General features: G+C 59.9%; 17 protein-coding genes. 7 read left to right on the top strand and 10 right to left on the bottom strand.

The features are described from left to right. Positions 1-16: 16 nt before the first annotated feature. The 4 genes from KTAU_RS11140 to KTAU_RS11125 all read right to left on the bottom strand — a co-directional run bounded on the left by KTAU_RS11140 (position 17) and on the right by KTAU_RS11125 (position 4,444). Positions 17-1,060 (bottom strand): ABC transporter substrate-binding protein, encoded by a 1,044-nt coding sequence (locus KTAU_RS11140; protein WP_228026410.1) that lies wholly within the window; start codon positions 1,058-1,060, stop codon positions 17-19. A gap of 173 nt (positions 1,061-1,233) precedes the next feature. Continuing rightward, complete coding sequence (locus KTAU_RS11135; protein ID WP_151728457.1) at positions 1,234-2,124, bottom strand: ABC transporter permease; 891 nt, start codon at positions 2,122-2,124, stop codon at positions 1,234-1,236. After that, on the bottom strand, positions 2,099-2,950 hold the full coding sequence (locus tag KTAU_RS11130; RefSeq protein WP_151728727.1) for an ABC transporter ATP-binding protein: 852 nt from the start codon (positions 2,948-2,950) through the stop codon (positions 2,099-2,101). The genes KTAU_RS11135 and KTAU_RS11130 overlap by 26 nt, the downstream gene beginning before the upstream one ends. A 624-nt stretch (positions 2,951-3,574) precedes the next feature. Beyond that, positions 3,575-4,444, bottom strand: a complete 870-nt coding sequence (locus KTAU_RS11125) for a class I SAM-dependent methyltransferase (protein WP_151728456.1) — start codon at positions 4,442-4,444, stop codon at positions 3,575-3,577. A 427-nt stretch (positions 4,445-4,871) separates the two neighbouring features. Here KTAU_RS11125 and KTAU_RS11120 point away from each other — a divergent pair, with 427 nt between their 5' ends. Continuing rightward, entirely contained in the window at positions 4,872-5,810 is a 939-nt protein-coding gene (locus tag KTAU_RS11120; protein WP_151728455.1) for a methyltransferase domain-containing protein, read from the top strand. Positions 5,811-5,997: 187 nt separating this feature from the next. Here the strand turns inward: KTAU_RS11120 and KTAU_RS11115 are convergent, their stop codons facing one another. Beyond that, complete coding sequence (locus tag KTAU_RS11115) at positions 5,998-7,512, bottom strand: carboxylesterase/lipase family protein (protein WP_170293224.1); 1,515 nt, start codon at positions 7,510-7,512, stop codon at positions 5,998-6,000. Positions 7,513-7,841: 329 nt separating this feature from the next. Continuing rightward, positions 7,842-8,723 (bottom strand): PHP domain-containing protein, encoded by an 882-nt coding sequence (locus tag KTAU_RS11110; protein WP_151728453.1) that lies wholly within the window; start codon positions 8,721-8,723, stop codon positions 7,842-7,844. Positions 8,724-9,278: 555 nt separating this feature from the next. Between KTAU_RS11110 and KTAU_RS11105 the strand changes: the two genes are divergently transcribed. Next, a complete protein-coding gene (locus tag KTAU_RS11105; RefSeq protein WP_151728452.1) occupies positions 9,279-10,199 on the top strand; it encodes a class I SAM-dependent methyltransferase in 921 nt (306 codons plus the stop codon). A 78-nt stretch (positions 10,200-10,277) separates the two neighbouring features. Here the strand turns inward: KTAU_RS11105 and KTAU_RS11100 are convergent, their stop codons facing one another. Continuing rightward, positions 10,278-11,978, bottom strand: coding sequence for an ArnT family glycosyltransferase (locus KTAU_RS11100; protein WP_151728451.1), 1,701 nt, complete (start codon positions 11,976-11,978; stop codon positions 10,278-10,280). 368 nt (positions 11,979-12,346) lie between these two features. On the opposite strand from KTAU_RS11100, the gene KTAU_RS11095 reads away from it, so the two are divergent. Beyond that, on the top strand, positions 12,347-12,955 hold the full coding sequence (locus KTAU_RS11095) for a DUF4202 domain-containing protein (RefSeq protein ID WP_151728450.1): 609 nt from the start codon (positions 12,347-12,349) through the stop codon (positions 12,953-12,955). Between the two features lie 207 nt (positions 12,956-13,162). After that, positions 13,163-14,434, top strand: a complete 1,272-nt coding sequence (locus KTAU_RS11090; RefSeq protein WP_371875086.1) for a Bcr/CflA family multidrug efflux MFS transporter — start codon at positions 13,163-13,165, stop codon at positions 14,432-14,434. A gap of 300 nt (positions 14,435-14,734) precedes the next feature. Here KTAU_RS11090 and KTAU_RS11085 read toward each other — a convergent pair whose 3' ends face one another. Continuing rightward, complete coding sequence (locus KTAU_RS11085) at positions 14,735-15,826, bottom strand: cation diffusion facilitator family transporter (RefSeq protein ID WP_151728448.1); 1,092 nt, start codon at positions 15,824-15,826, stop codon at positions 14,735-14,737. After that, on the bottom strand, positions 15,823-16,272 hold the full coding sequence (locus KTAU_RS11080; protein WP_151728447.1) for an ArsR/SmtB family transcription factor: 450 nt from the start codon (positions 16,270-16,272) through the stop codon (positions 15,823-15,825). The genes KTAU_RS11085 and KTAU_RS11080 overlap by 4 nt, the downstream gene beginning before the upstream one ends. Positions 16,273-16,520: 248 nt before the next feature. Between KTAU_RS11080 and KTAU_RS22140 the strand changes: the two genes are divergently transcribed. The 3 genes from KTAU_RS22140 to KTAU_RS11070 all read left to right on the top strand — a co-directional run bounded on the left by KTAU_RS22140 (position 16,521) and on the right by KTAU_RS11070 (position 17,409). Next, complete coding sequence (locus KTAU_RS22140; RefSeq protein ID WP_265576169.1) at positions 16,521-16,646, top strand: hypothetical protein; 126 nt, start codon at positions 16,521-16,523, stop codon at positions 16,644-16,646. 18 nt (positions 16,647-16,664) lie between these two features. Further along, entirely contained in the window at positions 16,665-16,913 is a 249-nt protein-coding gene (locus tag KTAU_RS21925) for an ACT domain-containing protein (RefSeq protein ID WP_228026408.1), read from the top strand. 166 nt (positions 16,914-17,079) lie between these two features. Next, complete coding sequence (locus KTAU_RS11070) at positions 17,080-17,409, top strand: transglycosylase (protein WP_151728446.1); 330 nt, start codon at positions 17,080-17,082, stop codon at positions 17,407-17,409. 232 nt (positions 17,410-17,641) lie between these two features. Here KTAU_RS11070 and KTAU_RS11065 read toward each other — a convergent pair whose 3' ends face one another. Then, positions 17,642-18,079 (bottom strand): helix-turn-helix domain-containing protein, encoded by a 438-nt coding sequence (locus KTAU_RS11065; RefSeq protein WP_151728445.1) that lies wholly within the window; start codon positions 18,077-18,079, stop codon positions 17,642-17,644. Between the last annotated feature and the right edge of the window lie 188 nt (positions 18,080-18,267).

The following is an 18,267-nucleotide window of genomic DNA, read 5'->3' as shown; positions in this document are numbered from 1 at the left end:
TCCTGCTCTCTGCTGACTAACTGGCCTTGCTCGCGAACTCATTGGTGTAGGTCGCGCTCAAGTCAATCTGCTTCCCCTGTACCGAGCTATTCGACTGCTGTTCTGTACTCAGCACAAACTCGGGGCCGCCAGCGGGCATCAGGCCATCTGGACTAAAGATCGCAAGCTGGTTCTGCAGCGCTGTCACGTACAGCTGCTTATTACCGGCGTAGTAGTCGGCAGGCATCATGTCGGCGATCTGCTCCGCCGTATGGCTGTGAATCCATTTCAGAGTCTTGACGTAGGCATTGACCAGCTTCTGCACCACGTCCTTATGAGCATTCACATAGTCGTTGCGCATGAAGACACAGATAAAGGGATAAGGACCACCGAGGGCGGCCTGTGTGGTCTGGGGAGTGCGCAGATCGACCAGGACCTTGCCGATACCGCTCGCCAGAATGCGCGAAATAGTTGGCTCAGTCGTCATGCCGGCGTCGATCTTGCCCTGTTGCAGAGCAGCAATAAACGTGTCCCCGGCCCCCACCGGGACGAAGTGGACCTGATTGGGGGCGATGCCAACCTTGTGAAGAAGGACGGTTGTCAGGGTCTGAGTTCCCGAACCCAGCTCGGTTACCCCCAGGTTCTTCCCTTTGAGATCGCTGACCGAGCGGATCTGGCCAGCTTCGCGCGTGGCCACAATTTCGGCCTCGCCCGGGGCGATATCGAGCTGCACCACGCACTCCATTTGTTTGCCTGCCGCTTGCAGCTCGATGGTGTGGTTGTAGGAGCCAGAGCCTGCATCGACCTGGCCGGCCAGCACCTCGTCCTCTGCCGACTGGCCAGACGCTTCATCGATGAGAGTGACAGCCAGGCCCTCCTGGGCGAAGTAGCCCAACCGTTGGGTGAGCATATTGGGCAGATAAATCTGCTTGCTCAGTCCCCCGACCATGATCTTGAGCTGGATCTTGCCATTACTCACGGTTGGTCCGCTGGCACTGCTGCCACAGGCGCTGGCCAGCGCGGCCAGCAGAAGGATAAGCACAGTCATGGGCTGTCGCAGCCACTGTCGCTTGACACTCATGGTCTTTCCCTTCCTTTCTCTTCGTGCCTTCCGTTCCATTCATGGGGCGGTTCAGCCGGCACCCAGACGTTGCCACTTTCGGGTTGTGGTGCTGCCGCACCTTGATTATTGGCTGACTCCTCAGTTGCAGACCGGATGAAGGCATGCGTTGCCCACCCAGAACTGGAGCGGTGTCAGAGGGTGACCTCGCTCAGGGCGCTCGGGCGCCAGCGCAGGAGACGCCGCTCCAGGGCGGTAATCACTATCTCCGAGAGCAGGGCGACTGCGGCCAGAATCAGCATGGCCGCGAAGACCCCATTGGCATTGAAGGTGGCGCCGGCGTTCTGGATCATCAGACCGATGCCCTCGATCGAGCCGACGAACTCGCCGACCACAGCCCCCACCAGCGCAAAGCTAAAGCTTGTGTGCAGGCTGGCGATGATCCAGGTGAGCGCCGAAGGCAGGATTACCTCGCGGAAGAGCTGCCAGCGATTGGCTCCCAGAATGCGGGCGTTGGCCAGCAGGTTCCGGTCGACCTCGCGCACGCCCTGGAAGGCATTAAAGAAGACGATGAAAAAGACCAGGACGACTGCCAGGGCGACCTTTGACTGACTACCCAGACCCAGCCCAATGGCGAAGAGCGGCGCCAGGGTCACGCGGGGAATAGAATTGGCAGCCTTAATATAGGGGCCAAGCAGCTCGGCGAGAAAGGCGTTACGACCCAGGAGAACGCCGAAGCTGATGCCGAGAACGACACCGATCAAGAAGCCAAGCAGGGCCTCCTCCAGGGTCACAGCGATCTGCACCCAGAGTGGTCCCTGAGCGGTCCCGTGAACCACCCAGGTCACAAGCTGCTGCCAGATCCCAGACGGGCGCCCCCAGAAGAATGAATCGATCAGGCCGAGGCGGGCCCCCAATTCCCAGCCACCGATCAACGCCACCAACAGTAGCAGCCGCAGAGCGTTAATGAGCCAGCGCCGGCGTCGCCGTCGCCGAACCAGGGCCGCCAAAGCAGCGCTGTCCGTCTCTGCCGTCGGATGAGCAATGCTCTGCTGCCGCTCAAGAAGAGTGTTTGGCTCGCTCATAGCTGATCATCACCTCGTCGCGGAGGTCCTCCCAGATGTCGTGATAGAGCTGAACGAAGCGCGGATCAAAGCGGATCTCGGCCACGTTGCGCGGACGCGGCAGGTCGATGGTATAGATGCCCTTGATCGTAGCCGGTCCGGCGGTCAGCACGCAGACGCGATCGGCGAGAGCGATCGCCTCCTCCAAATCGTGGGTCACGAAGACCACCGAGGCCGAAAGCGCAGACCACAGCTGCAGTAGCTCGTTCTCCATCAGCGTGCGTGTCTGCACATCGAGAGCGCTGAAAGGCTCGTCCATCAGCAGAATCTGTGGCTCGTTGATGAAGGTTTGGGCGAGGGCCACACGTTTGCGCATACCGCCCGAAAGCTGATGCGGATAGCGGTCTTCGAAGCCGGCCAGGCCAACGCGGGCGATCCAGGCGCGGGCGCGCTCCAGAGCTTCCCGCCTGGGGACGCCACGAAAGAGGGGACCGGCGGCCACGTTGTGCAGCACGTTCTTCCAGGGGAAGACGGCGTCGGTCTGAAAGACATAGCCGATGCGCGGGTCGTTGCCATGCACCTCTTCCCCCATGACCAGGACGGAGCCGGCACTCGGGCTATCCAGCCCGGCGATGAGGCTCAATGTCGTGGACTTGCCGCAGCCAGTGGGGCCGATGAGCGCACAGAACTCGCCCGGGGCCACGCTCAGGCTCAGGTCACGTAGCGCGGTATAGGTCTGCCCACGGGGAGTGAGGAAGCGCTTGGTCACCTGGCGTAGCTCGATGGCCGGCGTGCTGCCCGTAGGACGCCTATCACCAGAAGCCTCCTGGAATGGGGAGCGTGGCATAGGGGGTGAAGCAGATGAGACGTTTTTCTGTGAGTGTTGCATTGTTCGTGCTTCTTGCTGCCGAAGAAGATGCTCTCTCTGTTACGATCTCGCTCGGCTAGCCGACCAGCCGACCAGTGGGACGGTCGGGCAGATGGCGAGACGACCCAACTGGCCGGCTGGCTCCGTTCTCAATGGCTCGTCTCTGAGCGGACACTATGAGTTTAGCTCATGATGGATAAATAACGCATAAATGACCCTTGGTGAGAGTTAAACATTGCATAAATGCTCATTGCCTTTCTAAGAAAGGCTCTCCCCAGGCGTAGCGTGCTGCTGAGCAGCATGTCTAGCAGGGACTTGTCATCGGGAAGCAGCCCTATGATCCTGTAGCAGGGCCTCGATTGAGGACGGCGCTCCTTGCGCTCCTTATGGCAGGAATGCCTGAACCGTTGCGGCCAATCTATTTCTTTTGCTAAGCGTTGGAGGTGGAGGGCGCATCACGCGCGGGGGCTGTGGAGAGTGCCCGGCGCGACCAGGATGAGAATGAAGGGGCCGCTCGCTGACGGCGGGGCGCTTCCCTGGAGCGGGCGGCGCGTTCTCAGCAACTCGCGCTGCTCAACCGTCAGCGAGCAACTGCCAGCTCTTCTATATGGTGGTGCTGGTCGTGGTCGTCGGCTTATGTCCCCAGACGGTGAGCAGCGTCCAGAGCGCGCAGAAATCCTCTTGTTGCATCTCGGCCAGTGCCTGCTGAATCAGTATTCCTAACTCCTCTTGACCGATTAAGCCGACTTTCACGAGAAAGGGTCGAATCAATTCCATCCCGGCCAGATGATCCTTGAAGATAGGATAATACATCTCCGTTCCCATTGACCACTCGATGGCGCTGGCTCGCAGCCGTACTTCCTCAAAGCCGGCCTGGCGTACCATCCGTGGCAGCACTGGTGTAATACCGAGATGGCGCCCGTCAGGGGAAAAACTCTGCCCAACTCGCCGGAACGCTTCGGCGATCAAGGAGCTAAAACGCTCGTAGGCTGGGCTGGTTGTCAGGGGAAGTTCTCCCTCGGTCAGGCGCAAGATGCCGCCAGGCTTGAGCAGACGGGAACACTCAGTCAGCAGGCGGGGCCAGGCCGCTGGCAACATGAAACCCGACAGAGCGCGCCCGTTAATCAGATCGAAAGAGGCGTCGGCGAAAGCCAGCGGCTCCATGACATTGCCAACCTGGAAACGGGCGTTCCTCAGTCCACGTGACTGAGCCTGGGCCTGGGCATACTCAATCACCAGCGGACTGATGTCGATGCCGATCACCTCAACGTGAGGGTAGTGAAAAGCCACCTCTAAGGCCCAGCCGCCAGGGCCACAGGCCAGATCGAGCACTCGCCCGCCTTCCGGCAGGAGTTGACCCTCGGGAAAGAGGCCACCCATGCCTTCCGTCAGCAGCCGATCCTGTTGCATCAGGCGGGCTAACTCGCCTGCATTCTCTGGATCGATCACATACGTATGATCTACTTCCGCCATGCACTTGCTTCCTTTCCAGCCTGAAGAGGCGCGTTGCTCTGGGCGCCTCCGGGACTGATGGCATCTTCTTCAGCACGCATCTTCCTCAAGTGTAGCAGAAAGCAGCCCAGAGCTGGAAGAGCCAGGGTAGCCTGGCGGCAGTGGCTTTGCCTTGGCAAAAGTGGCCGGGCCAGTTCCTAGGCCCTGGTGAGTGGGAGGATATGAAAAAGTCATAAAAATCAGAACGACTGCCCTTTCTCCCTGCAAGGCATCTTGACAGTAACTTGTCCTCTTTTCTACACTTTCTTCTGAACTACGCTTTCTCCCGAGGAGCCCACTGGCTTCGTGTTCCGTCCGCCTATGGGGGGAGAAGACCGTCGCGGCCTTGTTCTTCGTCTCCCTTCCTTACCTGGCAGATGATAAGGGCGGGATCAGGAAGGAGGAAAGGATGCCCTGGTGGCTGTTTCGCCGCCGAGTTAGCAAAGATGGCGGAGGTTCAGATCCGGCAGCGCAGCCGACGCGCAGGTCGGTTGGAGAGGTGGCTTTGCCGCGTCTGCGAGGCCATCGCCGCTATTTAGATGCGCAGCCTTACTTATTACCGAAAGATCTGGGAGAGGTCAACCGTCTCGATTTCCAACACTATGTCTTGCGCAGTCTCTTGCGGGGTAACTATCTGGCTCCCATTGAGCAGCCGCGGCGCATTCTGGATGTTGGCTGCGGCACCGGGCAGTGGGCTATCGAACTGGCCCAGCAATTTCCCCAAGCCGAAGTCATCGGTCTTGACCTGGAGCAGGTCAAAGTGAGCAGCTCCCCACCGGCCAACTATCGCTTTGTGAAGGGAGATGTGTTGGATGGCCTCCCCTTTGAGAGCAACTGGTTCGATTTTGTCCATCAGCGCCTTCTCTTCCTGGCTATTCCTTTGTCAGCTTGGCCGGGCGTGATACAGGAACTGGCGCGCGTCACCTGTTCCGGAGGATGGATCGAACTTGTTGAGGGAGGCTCTAGTTCGAGTAACTTTACCCCTGCTGGTCCAGCTACCCAACAGTTGATCGGCTTGATTGGGCAGCTAGCAGCTCTACGCGGTCTCGATAGCGAGGGCGAAGTGATGCGCTCGCTGGACCGCTACTTGCTAGAGGCCGGTCTGATCAACGTCCAGCGCTATCCGATCGAGATTCCTGTTGGGGAATGGGGAGGGCGTCTCGGGTCGTTGATGGCTATTGATGTGCGTGAGGGAATTAAGGCTATCAGCGCTCCTGTCGCGGCGCGCTTTGGCCTCTCCGAGCAGGAAGTGCTTGATTTGCTGGATCAAGCCAATCGCGAATGGAATGAGCTGCGAACCTCCTACTCTCTGGCTGTTGCCTGCGCTCAAAAACCGACAGCTAGCTAATCCTCCTGGCCCGACCCAGTTTGTGGCGCCGTTATGCCGTGCAGCCAGGAAGCAAAAGGAAGATTGTCTGAAGTGCGAGGCGGGTACTACTCCCGCCTCGTACCTGCCACTAGCCAGTGCGAGGCTCACCTGAGAAGGTGCCGATAGGGAGGGGCCGGTTTACCTCCTGCTGGCTGGCGGTCGGGCTTCAGGATACCTGTCTGATCTCTTCCCACAGTGCTCGCAGCTCTCCCTGGGGGTCCTCGGCAAGAGAGGGGGTCTCATCCCAGATCAGCGTTGCGCGCCGCTCCAGATCATAGCGAGGCCACTCTGGCAGGCCGGGAATGGACGGGTTCCCGTCGCGCATAAAGGCTGCCCATGAGGCGTGCATCAGGTCGGCCAGGGCCTGCCGGCTGGGCGCAGTACCAGTAAAAATGCGCGAAAGTCCCACATCAAGCGTATTGAAGACAAAAGGAATATCCATTGCATGCGCGGCCCCGAGCACCCCGCCGAAAGCGGGCGACTTCCAGTCGAAGCGGTACATCCAGACGGGGGCCCCCTGCTGAACCTGGGCCTCCGCCAGGCGAATAGCTGGGATGCGAAAGACTAGATCGCTCATCAGATCAATCCAGGCGAACTCGGGGGAATGGTCCTCTCGTGCCGCGGTATAAAGCGCGAGCACCCGCTGAGCCGAATCCCCGAAGAGCCGCTTGAGAAGAGCTTCGTTTACCTGTACCCCTCCACTCATCAAGGCGAACAGCCGCCATTCATCGCGGTTCGTGCCCAGCAACACGGCCACATCTTTGGCTGAGCCTTGGGCCAGCATGGCCAGTGGGTGCTGCGGCAGTGTCTCACCGTCGATCACCGGGCTAAAAGCGCGGACCCCGCCGAACTCCTGTCCCAGCTCCGGCTGCACCTTGAGCAGCGTCTCCAGCGGCACCTCAGCCAGTGCCTCGACCTGCGAAGGGTCCAGACCAAGCCTGGTCAACAAGGCCTGGGCCACCCGGGTGGCTTCTGTGCCAGTAGGAAGGTCGCCGGCGGCCCCGCTCTGCAGAATCGCCCGCTTAAAGAGGCCGCGCGCTGCGGGCATGCCCAGCAGGGCCGCGATGCTCATAGCTCCCGCCGATTCGCCCATCACTGTCACATTCTCGGGATCGCCGCCGAAAGCCTCGATATTCTCGCGTACCCAGCGCAAGCCAGCGATCTGGTCTAACAGACCGCAGTTGCCGCTATAGCCGGAGGCCGCGCCGGCCAGCTCCTTGAGGTAGACAAAGCCCAGAATCCCCAGCCGGTAATTGAGCGAGACCACTACCATATTGTGGCGGGTTGCGAACGAGGCGCCGTCGTACCACGGGTCGGAGGCCGATCCCACGGTGAAGGCACCGCCATGAATATAGACCATCACCGGGCGCTTCCCCTGGTCTGCGGCGGGAGACCAGATATTCAGATAGAGGCAGTCCTCGCTGATCGGGCGCGGATCAACGACGCGCTCAGCCCCTATGGCTCCAACCATACTGGCCCCCATCTCGGCTACCTGGGGAGCCATCGGACTAAAGGATGTTGTTGGGCGCACATCCGCCCACGGTTGCGGTGGCTCAGGCGGACGAAAGCGCCTGGCCCCGAGAGGAGGCCGGGCAAACGGAATGCCCTTCCAGACGCAAATCTCTCCTTGCTGATAGCCCTGAACCCTGCCATAGCGTGTTTCGACAATGCATTGACTCATGCTTCTACTCCTGCTCATCGATGCAGATAAGCTTTAGTGAGGGCCTCACTGCCGCCGCTAGGCCCTGCCTTCACAGAAGGCGGCTCTGCCAGTGCAGCTTCGTGACCATGCCGCGAAAGCGCTGGCGACCGTCTTGTTCTCTTCAGCAGCGACCATGCCTGGTAATCAAAGAGGAGGTGGCATCGTGGCCATTATCATCTTATCACCTGATCGCCGCTGTCCCTGGCACCGCTTCGCCGGACGACTGCCTTAAGGGCCTGGCCTCCTCATAAGGCTGCTGGTATGAAATGCAATAGCAGGCGCACAAGAGGACAGTCTCCTCGCTCCCTTTAGCTGTCAGCAGCTGCTGCCTCCGGCTCGACCGCGATCCCTAGCCGCTCCAATAGCGCTCGGCAGCGCCATGCTGGGTAACCGATAGGCAGACGGCCAGGAGGGCCATGCGAATCCGAACCAGCGCTCATGACCAGCCCATGACGTCGGACATAAGCTTCATAGATGGCCTCTAGCTCCGGCCCGTGGGTGGGATAGTAGACCTCGAGCCCATCGAAGGCGACCTCCGCCCGTACGCGATCCAGTAGCTCGGGGCTGTAGAATGTGAACTCTGCCGGTTCGCGCAGACCGCGGCCCGGGTGGGCGATCAGGGCCAGGCCCCCACTGCGGTGGAGCACGTCAATAGCAGCGGCCAGATCCACCTTAATCTCCCGATAGCCCGCGTCGCGGATCAGGGCGAGGGCCTCTCTCCAGCTGGAGACATAGCCATGCTTCAACAGAAGGAGGCCGCAGTCACCAGCGACTCGCAGCTGGTTACCCTGCGCTGCCAGGAGCCGCTCCCGCTCGGGAAAGGAGTAGCCGCGACGGAGCAACTCGGCATAAACCTCCTCTGCGTTAGCTCGCTGCCCCTCATGTACTTGCTCCACCAGCCGCCGCAGCTCCGGCTGCTCAGGATCAAAGCCGTAGCCAAGCACATCGGCCATCTGGCCTCGCCAGGCAGCGCTGATCTCAACGCCATTGAGGACGGCAACCCCCTGCTCCTTCGCCAGGTCCTGCAGCTGAGGGATCGTATCCACCCGATCGTGATCCGTGACGGCAATCAGTTTAAAGCCCCGCTCGCGGACGTGGACTAAAAGATCTGCCGCGGTCCAGCGCCCATCGCTCCAGGTCGTGTGCAAATGGAGATCAATCGTGGCTTGCTCAGAAAGACGTTGTTGCACTTGATGCCTCCTTCAGATCTCAGCAGCAGAGAGGGACCCCCTCCTGGCATCTCCCACAAGCTCTCTGCAGGAGTGAGCGCCGCCGTCGCCGACAAGAGGCGGGTCATGGGACTCATGTTGTTAGTTCGGTTGGGTAGAATCATCTTTTAGATGGTACACGACTGTTTCTGCTGGCGGCAACAGCGAAGAAGGGCGCTGGACTGGCGGCGTCGAACTGGCCTCAAGACTCGCTTCTACTGCACGTCTGATCTACTCACATAAAAAATCTGTTAATAAAGGGCGGTGCTCTCCTCAGCTGGCTGTGTTTACAATTGACAGAGGCCGCGTGTCTTACCTACACTCTCAATTGAGCGATTGCTCGCGGATAACGACGCCAGGCCTGGCGCCGGATGTGCCCCCCTTCCTGCCTTTGGAGAAGAAGCAGAGCCTGCTCCAGAAGAAGCAGATCAGGGTATTTGAGTCTCACTGGCTGTGTCTGTCTGGCTAGCTGTCTGCCGACTGCTGCTTCTACTGCCACCAGCGCCAGGTCATCTCGTTGCAGAAAGGAGCTTCTCCATGCCCTGGTGGGTTTTTCGGCGACGGCGCTCTGTGCCAGCGTCGCGCGCGACGGGCCAGGTAGTGGCGGAGGGGGCTGCTTTACCGCCGCTGCAGGGTGAGCGTCGCTTTTTGCAAGAGCAGCCCTACATGCTGCCCAAGGACCTGGGCGAAGTCAATCGGCTGGATTTCCAACATTACGTTCTGCGGGCCCTGCTACGGGCCAACTACCTGGCCCCAATTGGGCAGCCGCGGCGCATTCTGGATGTCGGCTGTGGTACCGGGCAATGGGCTTTTGAACTCTGCCAGCAGTTCCCACAGGCGGAAGTAGTCGGCGTCGACCTGGAACAGCTCAAGGCGACCACCCCTCCCTCCAATTATCGCTTCGTCCAGGGTGATGTACTGCGGGGCCTACCCTTCGCCGACGCCTCCTTCGATTTTGTCCACCAGCGGCTCCTGACCTCAGCTCTGCCCCTGGCTGCCTGGCCGGAGGTAGTGCGCGAGCTGGCTCGGCTGACTGCTCCTGGAGGCTGGGTTGAGTTGGTCGAGCCTGGGCTAGGTCTGCGTGTCACCCCTGCAGGACCGGCAAACGAGAAGCTCCTGAGCATGGGGGCCCAATTGGCTGCGCAGCGAGGCTTAGACACGGAGGGAGCAGTGGCGCGCTCCCTGGAACGCTATCTTCAAGAAGCCAGGCTAGTCAACGTATATATGCGCACCGTCGAAGCACCGGTAGGGGAGTGGGGAGGACGGATCGGCTCCCTGCTGGCCCTGGACCTCCGCGAGATCTGGAAAGCGATCAGCACACCTCTGGCTGCCTATTTCAACCTTTCGCAGCAAGAAGTGTATAATCTTATCGACAGCGCTAACCAGGAATGGAACAGCCTGCGAGCCAGCTGCTCTTTTCTCATTGGCTACGGGCAGAAGCCTTTTACCCCTAGGTAGGGTCGTTCCTTCCGACTCCCCCTCTGACAGGAGACGCTACCCTTGCGCCTGTGCTAAGTCCTTTGCCAGACAGGTCTGTCATCCTACTGGTTGCACGATAAAGTAGTCTCTGTAGAGCGTCAGGCGATAGTGCCGATTCTGCTGGGCCATCAACGCTTGTAGGGCGGCATCGTAGTCGCTACGTGGCAGCACGTAAGCGGCATGGTGATCGGCGTGGGTAGCCCAGTAATAGGGCCAGTAGCGAATATAGCCCGGCTGCAGCTGCTGGTTGACAACCCCACAGGTCAGGCGCTCCTGGCTGAGGAAAGCCACCTTATAGCAGGTCCAATAATCGCTATAGAAGTGGGTTATGCCCAGTTCCTCCAGTCGTTGTACGAAAGCCATATCCTGTTGATAGTACATCTGAGCTGTGGCAGTTTCGCTAAAAGCCTGAGCCGTACCAATTCCATAGAAGAGCAGCAGCAACAGCAGCAGAGCGAGGCAGAGCGCGCGACCAGGCTGACGTAACCTGGGCAGAAAGGACCACGTGACCCGTGCACCCTGCCAGAGGGGCCAGAGGATTGCGGGGAGAGCGATCCAAAAAATGATCAGGTAGCGCCCATGCAGAGAGGGCCACTTGAGCGGTGCAAGGCTATGAATGAAGAGCACCAGAGTGATGGCGGCGGCAATCAGCAACAGCAGGCGGGCGCTGGCTCGGACGAGGTCAGCCTGCTTGTTGGCCTTGCCTTCCAGACGAGGACGCCGTCCGAGGCGCCATAGATCCCAGCCGGCCAGCCCCAGGGCGGCGAGAAAGAGCAGCAAATAGCCGGTGCCCCAGCCGAGATGGATCAACCGGCAAGCCAGTGTAGGGGCGCTGGTGGGGTCCCGCAGGACCGGCACTTCGCTGACTGGGCAGAAGGGGTTGCCGCTAATCGTGGGCAGAGAGAGCTGAATAGTAGCCTTAATCTGTTGCCAGACCAGGGCTGGCGTATAGTGTAGCGGCACCGGCCCCTGCTGCTGCACGGTCACAGCGCTGAGCGTGTCAAGACCAGGTGGCGCATGCAGATTGTAAGCCAGCAGCGGCCACATTCCCAGTGCCAGGCCGCCCACCATGCAAACAATGGGGAACAGGCGTACCAACTCGCTCCAGCAGAAAAGCACGATCAACAGGCCGGAGAGGCCCACTAGTGGTAAGATGAGCATATCGCTCCAGAGGCCCAGGCCCACCACAGTGCCCCAGGCCAGATAGCCCCCGCAGCGGAGCAGGAGGCGGCGTGGCGAGAGCGTGGGGCTGGTGGGGAGTGCTAACCAGGTAGCGATCAGGAGCGCCAGTGTGCCGCAGAGAAGGATCTCCAGATAGCCCCCATAGGAGCGCAGCTCATAGGTGAGCATATAAGGTGAGCCAAGGCTCAGCAACGTCAGTGTCAGCAAGCTCAACCCAGGTGTATACAGTGTACGGGTCAGGAGATAGAGAGCAACCAGAAAGAGAGCAAAGAGCATTACCAGGCCAAGTCGTAGAGCGAGAAGCGATGACCCGAACAGGTGAAAGAAGGCGGCGCCCAGGTAAGCCTGGAGCGGTCCCATATAGAACGAGCCATACATAAATGTTGGGTGCTCACCCTGATAGGCAATATGGCGCGCCATCAGGCCAAAGATCCCCTCATCGCTATCGGTCCAGGGCCAGTGCTGCTTGAGCAGCATCAGGCGCAGGCTGACCCCGACCAGGATAAGGCCGAGCGCGACCAGATTCCATCTCTCCAGGGGAACCAATCTACGCAATTTCCCTTTAGCAATGGTCATAGTCATGCACTTCGATAGAAAATATAGTGATAGAGAACCAATTGTGCCGTTGATGGTAGCATGGATACCATAGGGTGTCAACCGATCAGAGACAGAGGAGCTAGGCGCTGCGCAGCGTAGTCTGAGGAAGAGCCACGGGGGAGGAAAACGGCTACAAGCCTCTGAGCTGGCGATGAAGCTCAATAGTGATAAACTGTCACCATCAGCAAATGCCTGGCGACCTTGCGGTTGAGGTCTGGGCATCGCCGCCAGGCTCACGGTGCGAGCTGCGGCACCAGCACCCAGGCGAGCTTGACAGGGTGTTTAAGCTTAGAGATAGTGAGCAGTACTTTCTTGCTTGCGTTGATAAGGAAAGGGCGAGGCGATCGATGGAGAGCTTACTGGCATGCGCTCGCTCCTGGGTCAAGGAGCATGCCGGTTCCCAGGTCCCCCATCTTCTGAGGGCAGAAGAATGGCTGCGGCAGATCAACCCGGCTGCTTCAGAGGCCATGCTGCTGGCGGCCCTGACTCACGACATGGAGCGAGCCTTCCCTGGACCCGATAGCCCAAAGCAAGATCTCTCGCGTGGAGCAGATGACCCGCTGTATCTACAAGCGCATTCCGAGCGCTCGGCGCGCATCGTGGGCGACTTTTTGCGCGAGCACCAGGCGCCACCCGATCTGATAGAAGAGGTAATGGCCCTGATCCGCGTGCACGAGGTAGGAGGATGGCCCGAAGCTGATTGGGTTCAGGCGGCGGACAGCCTCAGCTTCCTGGAGGTCAACGTCCAACCCTTTCTTGACATGCTGAGCAGTACCCGAGCTGGCTGGACACCTGAAGCTGTTCGCTCCAAGTTTTCCTGGATGTACTCGCGGATACGGCTGCCGGAGGCCCGCCAGTTGGCCACACCTCTCTATCAGCAAGCTCTGGAGAAGCTTCGTCAGCAAGAAGAGCACTGGAAGCATCCGAGGGAGCCAAAGCCCTCCCTGCAAGAGTAAAATAAAAGGTGCCGCCCCGGCGTCTCATAGTGCATGCCACGTCCAGGCCCTTCCCTGGGGATACTGCAGCCAAAAAGGCAGTCGGAAGAGAGCAGCAGATCAAGCCCCCTGCCCGGAGCAAGTATCTCTGCTGTGGCGCTTATTTTTTCGTCCTTATATAGATATTTGTATATCTATCAGGTAGCTGAAGGAATGAGACAGACATCATTGGATAATGCAGAGCGACCCAATCATCAGGTGGATTCGTTGGAGAGATGGCGCTATATCCTGCTGATCATCATCCTTGGATCGTTGGCAGCCTTTGGTCCTCTCTCGATTGATATGTATTTGCCGGCGCTGCCCCTGCTCAGCCGTGACCTGGGGGCCAGCGCCTCGGCGGCCCAGCTCACGCTGAGCGCCTGCCTTGTTGGTCTTGCCCTTGGCCAATTGTTAGCAGGGCCGCTGAGCGATAGCCTTGGGCGGCGGCGTCCCTTACTGGTCGGATTACTCGCCTACATTCTGGCCTCGCTCTTGTGTACCACCGTGCCATCGGTTACGCTCCTGATTGGTCTCAGACTGATCCAGGGACTGGCCGGAGCTGCGGGCATCGTCATCGCACGAGCCATTGTACGCGACAGATACAGTGGAATCGCCCTGGCCCGTTTCTTCTCCATGCTCATGCTGGTGAGTGGCGTTGCGCCCATCGCTGCCCCTCTTATCGGCGGCCTCATGCTGCGTCTCACCAACTGGCGTGGCATCTTTCTCTTCCTCGCCTTGCTTGTAGCCTTGATGTGGGTAGCGGTCCTTCTGGGGCTACCTGAGACCTTGCCGCCGGAGCGACGGCAGAGCGGAGAGTTAAGCGTGACCTTGGGCACCTTTCGCCGTCTGCTTAGCGATAAAGCCTTCATTGGCTATGCGCTCTCTTGTGGTCTCTCGGCGGCGGCCATGTTCGCCTACATTTCTGGCTCGCCCTTCGTCACGCAGGAGATCTATGGTCTCTCGCCCCAGGCCTTCAGCCTGATCTTCGGTGCAAACGCCCTGGGCATTGCCGTTATGGGACAGATCAGCGGACGTCTCGTTAGCAGAGTAGCGCCGCGCAAGCTGCTGGCGGGAGCCTTGACAGCCGTGGCCCTGGGCGGTGGAGGACTCTTCTTAGCAGTGATCAGCGGAGTCGGATTGGTAGGCATTCTCCCCGCGCTTTTCGTCGTCGTCGCCAGTCAGGGCATGGTATTTCCGAATGCTGCCGCTTTAGCTCTGACTGACCATCCACACTCAGCCGGCAGTGCCTCTGCCCTCCTTGGATTACTGCAATTTATTCTGGGGGCGCTGGCCTCACCGCTCGTTGGCATTGCTGGCGCGCACACTGCTCTGCCGATGGCGAGTGTAATCTGCTTCCTCGGTCTGGCTGCCTTCATCACCTTCCTGCTTCTTGGACAAAGGAAGCCTGTAAACGCTGCCTCCTCCCTGGCGGCGGAGATCGAGCACCTGGAAGGTCACTAACCCACTCTGGGGCTGCCTTCAGCTCCTCTTTCTTCCCCTGGCTCGCTCCTGGTTCGGAGGCCCATCAGTTGATAGGCTCTGGACCGAGCTGGCCAGCGGAGGAATTTCCCCAGGCAGCGCTCTCCCGCACTCAGCCAGGCCGGATGCATGAGCAGACGAGAACCTATCGTTTGAGGACCCAGAGGCCAGCGAAAAGAAAAAGAAGGAGGAAAGAGGGGAACAGATTCAGATATCTCAGGCTTTTACCATCCAGGGGGGCCGGGGTCAGGCAAGCTCTTAGCCCTGGCTCTGACCCCGCGCTTATTCCTCAGCTGTAGCCTGGGGCTGGCGTGGACGCCGCGAAGGATCGAGACAACAGTAGAGGCTCTGACCGTGGCAACAGCTCTGGCGATCCTTCTCCGACTCAAATTGGATCGTTGCGTGATCGATATGGTACTTCTCCGTCAGCATCTGCGTCAGTGCATAGCGGATCGAAGCGCTGCGGGCAGGCGTCCCATCCTCGATCGTCGCATGGCAAGCCAGCGCTGGCATCCCGCTTGCGATCGTCCAGACATGCAGATCGTGTACCTCGCGGACTCCCTCGACCTGTAGCATATCATGAGCGAGCTGGGAGACTGAGAGGCCACGCGGCGCCGCTTCCAGTAGAATATCGGTCGCCTCACGCACGACTTGCCAGGCGCCCAAGGCCAGCAGCAGGGCGATTCCCACTGACAACAGCGGATCAACGGCACTCCAACCGGTCGCCAGCAGCACCAGGCCGCCGACGATAACCGCCAGCGAAGCCCCCACATCGCCGAGCACATGCAGCAGAGCTGCGCGTGTATTCAGATTATGGTGACCATTGCGCTGAAGTACAGTGCTGATAAAGAGATTGATGGCGATCGCGATCAAAGGCGTCACGAACATCGCCAGCGGCTGCACCTCAGCTGGATGGCGCAGACGCCCAACCGCCTCGATGAGAATCCCCACCGAGATGGCAATCAGGGTCACCGCATTGATCAGTGCTGCCAAGATGCCGACGCGATGATAGCCGAAGGTACGGCGCGCATTCGCGGGCCGCTCAGCCTGAACCGCTGCAAACCAGGCCAGACCAAGCGCAAAGAGGTCTGTCACCACATGGCCAGCCTCCGACAAGAGGGCCAACGAGTTGGCCAGGAGGCCACCTATCAGCTGGCTGAGCAGGATCACCGTTGTCAACAGAAAGGCCAGACGGAGGCTCCGCCGCGGCATCTCCTGATGAGCATGGTGGGCATGGGCGTGAGAGTGAACATGAAGATGAGTATGGCGCTCATGACTGTGATCGGCCTCTCTCCCTCCCACCTGCTCAGGGTTCTTTCCCTTATTCATCTGCTTCATAGCAGGCTCTTCACCATGACCGACAAACATGGTCATGCGGAAACCTCCACCTTGGAAAGGGTACCGGGTGACCCTCCTGCCGGCTCGCTCGCATGGGCCAGGCCCAGCTCAAGCAATTGACGCACATGGTCATCAACGAGACGGTAGTAGACCACTCGCCCGACTTTGCGCATACTCACAATGCCTTGCGTGCGCAGCACACGCAGCTGATGAGAAATTGTCGTATCGTCCCGGCCAAGGCCAGCAGCCAAATCACACACGCAAAGCTCGCCAGCCGGAGCATGCAGCAGAGCAAAGAGCACCTGCAGGCGCGTTGGATCATTGAGAACGGCAAAAAGGGCCGCCGTACGCATAGCACTCTCCAGAGGCAGCAAGCTCTGCCGCACAGCTTCCACCTGCTCAGGATGCACCGCGCGCACCTGGCAGAGGTCTGTCGCCTCAGCGCTTCCCCTGGTCTCGCTTCCTCGCGGACGAGTGGCCATCCCGGCTTGCTCCTTTCGTCTTCGTAAAACCTGTACAGCTATGCAGCTTTCCTTTCTCTTACTACTATAACATCGTCGCTGCTTGCTTGCAATCCGCTGGAAAGAACGAACGATTCTGGACAGGACCAAAGGGCTATGCTATCGTAGGTCCTGTCCTTACGAGGTCCTTCTGGACAAGCCTGTTTGCCCTGATTGGCCAGAGTCAGGACGGCAGTGCCAACAGGTACAACAGAGGTGAGAAAGGACTGATGCCTATGCAATTGCTGGTAGCTGCCCACAAGCTGGCGATTTGTCGTCTCGCTCCTGAAAGCCCGCTGCCAGCTTGGCTCTCTGCCGCCGGCCTGGAACGGCGGCCTTTGCTGGCGCTCACGTGAACCGCCGATGAGCTGTCGGTGGTTTGCCCTCAAGAGTGGGTGCCCGAAGGTGTACCCTGTGCGTCAGATTGGGCCGCCCTCAAGGTCGTGGGCCCCCTCGATTTTGTTTTGACTGGGATACTCGCCACGCTGCTCAGGCCGCTGGCCGATGCTCATATTCCAGTCTTTGCACTCTCTACCTACGATACCGACTATCTTTTAGTGCGCGAGCCGCAGCTAGAAGCCGCGCGGGCCGTTCTCCTGGCTCATGGTCACGAATTCTTATAGCCTGAAGGAAAAGAAGGAGAGGGGCGCGGGCCAGCAAAGAGCGTTCGTGGCTTGGGCGGCCTGAAACTCGCGGCGCGGGAAGCACGTGTTTTACCCAGATGCTGTAGAAGCGAGCATCCAGGGAAAGCCGGGCGAGACCGGCTTAAACAAGGAGGTGCATGTCAACATGACTATCAGCCTGGAGCAGCTCATCATCTGGGTTATCATTGCCGCAATTGTCGGAGTAGTGGGAGAATTCATCGCTCGTCGTCACGCCCCCGGCGGCATTGTCGGGGCCATCCTGTTGGGCCTGCTGGCCATTTTTCTGGTTGATGGCGTCCTCCACTGGCACATCAGCGGTGAGCCATACCTCAACGGCGTCCCGTTGGTAACGTCGGTATTGGCGGCGGCGGTCCTGGTCTTCATCTGGAGTGCCTTCGCCTATCGTCGCCTTTCCCCTTACTACTACCGCCGTGGGAGCTATGCCCATCGACCGCGCCGCTGGTGGCGCTGGTGACGGAAGGGGGACTTTGCTCTTCTCATCTGGCCTCCAGCGCCCGCCGTCACGTCAGGCCAGCTCGCCAGCACCTGCACAGCCGCGCCCGGTCCCGCTGCCACACGGTGGTCACCATGCAAAGCTGATACAAGGCAAGGCTTGCCTCCCGGCGAAACACAACAGAGGAGGGTAGCGCCACACCGTCTGTGCCTGTAAGCCCTCCTCTGTAGCGAGCCGAACCGCGTATCCTGGCCTAGCGGCGTGAGCGCCGGATCGCCGCCTCTCCCAGCCGTCCGGCCAGCAACAGGGAACTGAAGCTGGCCATCGTCAACACCTGCTGAGCAGCCAATGGTTCGCTGGACGCTGCTCCCTTCTCCTGAGTGCCAATGCTGCTGCGAACAGGCTCCGGCCTCCCGAAGCCGAAGCCGAGACCAGCGGTTCTGCTGCGGGCTGCCGCCGAGGCTTCGCGCAGCTCGGTAGCAACCAGCTCCAATAACTCGGCGACCTCCAGATCAAGGGCTGCTGCCACACTCTCCAACACCCGGGCCGAGGGATACTTCTGGCCGCGCTCAATTTCACCAACATAGATCTCCGAGAGACCAGCGCGCTCTCCCAGCTCGCGCATCGTCAGCCGGCGCTGCTGGCGCTCCCGGCGAATCACCTTCCCGAGCGTCTCTTGAAGATCGGCCATCCCCACGCTCCTTTCTGCGCTCCTCCCTTGCAGAGGAGTCTGTGGCCTCTCTGCCGCCTTCGAGAGCTATGCTCATAGCATAGCCTGGCGGGCAGCTATGCTGATAGCATCGCTTTTTGCTATCACTATACCCCTCCACTTTGCTATATTCAAGGTGTCCTCCCCTTGCCGGCCTGCCAGTCGCAGCG

This window comes from Thermogemmatispora aurantia, assembly GCF_008974285.1.
GTDB classification, from domain to species: Bacteria; Chloroflexota; Ktedonobacteria; order Ktedonobacterales; family Ktedonobacteraceae; genus Thermogemmatispora; species Thermogemmatispora aurantia.
Note: the sequence above shows the minus strand (reverse complement) of the source record. Positions and strands in the feature narration are given on the sequence as shown.